The organism is Mesorhizobium sp. M7A.F.Ca.CA.004.12.1.1 (genome assembly GCF_003997835.1).
Classification (GTDB): Bacteria; Pseudomonadota; Alphaproteobacteria; order Rhizobiales; family Rhizobiaceae; genus Mesorhizobium.
Map to the genome: position 1 here is coordinate 1 of NZ_RZRK01001004.1, position 1,908 is coordinate 1,908.

The window sequence follows — 1,908 nt, forward strand, 5'->3', positions numbered from 1 at the left end:
GGCCAAATCCCGCGCCCCGGTTTCATCGCAGGCCGCAATGGCGGCTGCGTAAGAATTTCTCTTGGGGTGGGTCCATGTCGTCCTTGCTCGTACTGGCCATCGTCGTTGCCGTCGGCCTGGTTGCCTTTTTCATCGGTCGGCAACGTGCCGCGGCCCAGGACAATGGCAAGGTCAAGCCGCATTCGCGCGCCCACTATCATGGCTGGTGGGCCTTCCTGCTCGCCGTTCTGCCTGCTCTTTTGCTGCTTGCCGTCTGGACCGTCGGGTCTTCCGTCTATCTTGACCGACACATTCACACTGCCTTGCCCGAGCGCACCGTCGACAGCAAGGTTGCCAGTGAGGCACTGGATGTCAGCCTCGTAAAGAGCCTCGCCAGGGGCCTGCGCAAACTCGATGCCGGCACACTGGCCGCAATGCCTGCCAGCTTTGCCGAGCTGCAGCCGCTGCTCGCCGCCAAGGGTGTGGCACTGGCGAGCGACACGCAGGATTACATGATCCCGATCGCCGTCGAGGCGAACAAGGTCCAGGACCGGCTCGGCCTGTTCGGCGCCATTGTCATTCTCGTTTCCTCGATCGCCGGCGCCTTCTATGCGCTCAGGCAGATCGAGCCGCGCGCCAGGGCCCGCAACAATGTCGAGAGGCTGATGCTGTGGGGGCTGCTTGCCGCCTCCACCATCGCCATCCTGACAACCATCGGCATCGTGCTTTCGATGCTGTTCCAGACGATCACCTTCTTCGAAAGCGTCTCGCCGATGAGTTTCTTCTTCGGCACCGTCTGGGATCCGCGTTTTGCCGCTGCCGGTTCGGGCGGCAGCCAGGGCCAATTCGGCCTGATCCCGCTTCTTGCGGGCACGCTCTACATCGCCGCCGTCGCGCTGCTGGTTGCGGTGCCGGTCGGGCTGATGTCGGCTGTCTACATGGCCGAATATGCAACGCCCAAGGTGCGCTCGGTGGTTAAGCCGGCGCTTGAACTTCTGGCCGGCATACCGACCATCGTCTACGGCATCTTCGCCGTCGTCACGCTTGGGCCGTTCCTGCGCGACCTGTCCGCGGCGCTGACCGGCGGTTCGCCCTTCATCCAGGGCCAGAGCATCTTCACCGCCGGCCTGGTCATGGGCGTCATGCTGATCCCGGTCGTGTCCTCTCTCTCGGACGACATCATAACCGCGGTGCCGCGCGCCATGCGCGACGGGTCGCTTGGCCTCGGCGCGACCCGCTCCGAGACGATCAAGCGGGTGATCCTGCCGGCTGCACTGCCCGGCATCGTCGGCGCCATCCTGCTGACCGCCTCGCGCGCCATCGGCGAAACGATGATTGTCGTGCTGGCGGCGGGCGTCGCCGCCAACCTCACCATCAACCCGTTCGAGGCGATGACGACCATCACCGTCAAGATCGTCAACCAGCTCACCGGCGACCTCGAGTTCAATTCGCCGCAGACGCTGGTCGCCTTCGCACTCGGCCTGACGCTGTTCGCGCTGACGTTGGTGATGAACATCGTCGCGCTCTACATCGTGCGCAAATATCGGGAGCAGTACGAATGACCGACATTTCCATGGATACGATGGTCAGGGCGGCGGCCCATCCGCGCCGCGACATCGGCCTGAAGGCCCGTTACGCCGCCGAACGCCGTTTCCGCTTCTATGGCGTCGTGGCGATTTCCGTAGGCCTGGCGTTCCTGGCAATCATGCTGATCACCATCGTCTCGAAAGGCTACACCGCCTTCTGGCAGACGACGGTATCACTGCCGATCTCGTTCGACGAGAAGGTGATCGATCCTTCCGGCAAGCGTGCAACCGATCCGAGCGTTCTGATCAAGGCAAATTATCCCAAGCTCGCCGAAAACGCGCTTGTGGCCAAGCTCGGCATCTCTCCTGATGACAAGCCGATGATCCAGAAGCTCAAGGGCTT

2 protein-coding genes are annotated in these 1,908 nt (G+C 63.1%); both read left to right on the forward strand.

Annotation, left to right across the window (positions count from 1 at the left end; translation table 11 throughout):
- Positions 1 to 74: 74 nt before the first annotated feature.
- On the forward strand, positions 75 to 1,541 hold the full coding sequence (gene pstC / locus EN984_RS32855; protein ID WP_127271979.1) for a phosphate ABC transporter permease subunit PstC: 1,467 nt from the start codon (positions 75 to 77) through the stop codon (positions 1,539 to 1,541).
- The coding region (locus EN984_RS32860; RefSeq protein WP_127384275.1) for a DUF3333 domain-containing protein at positions 1,538 to 1,908 on the forward strand (371 nt) is incomplete at its 3' end. The genes pstC and EN984_RS32860, both read left to right, overlap by 4 nt.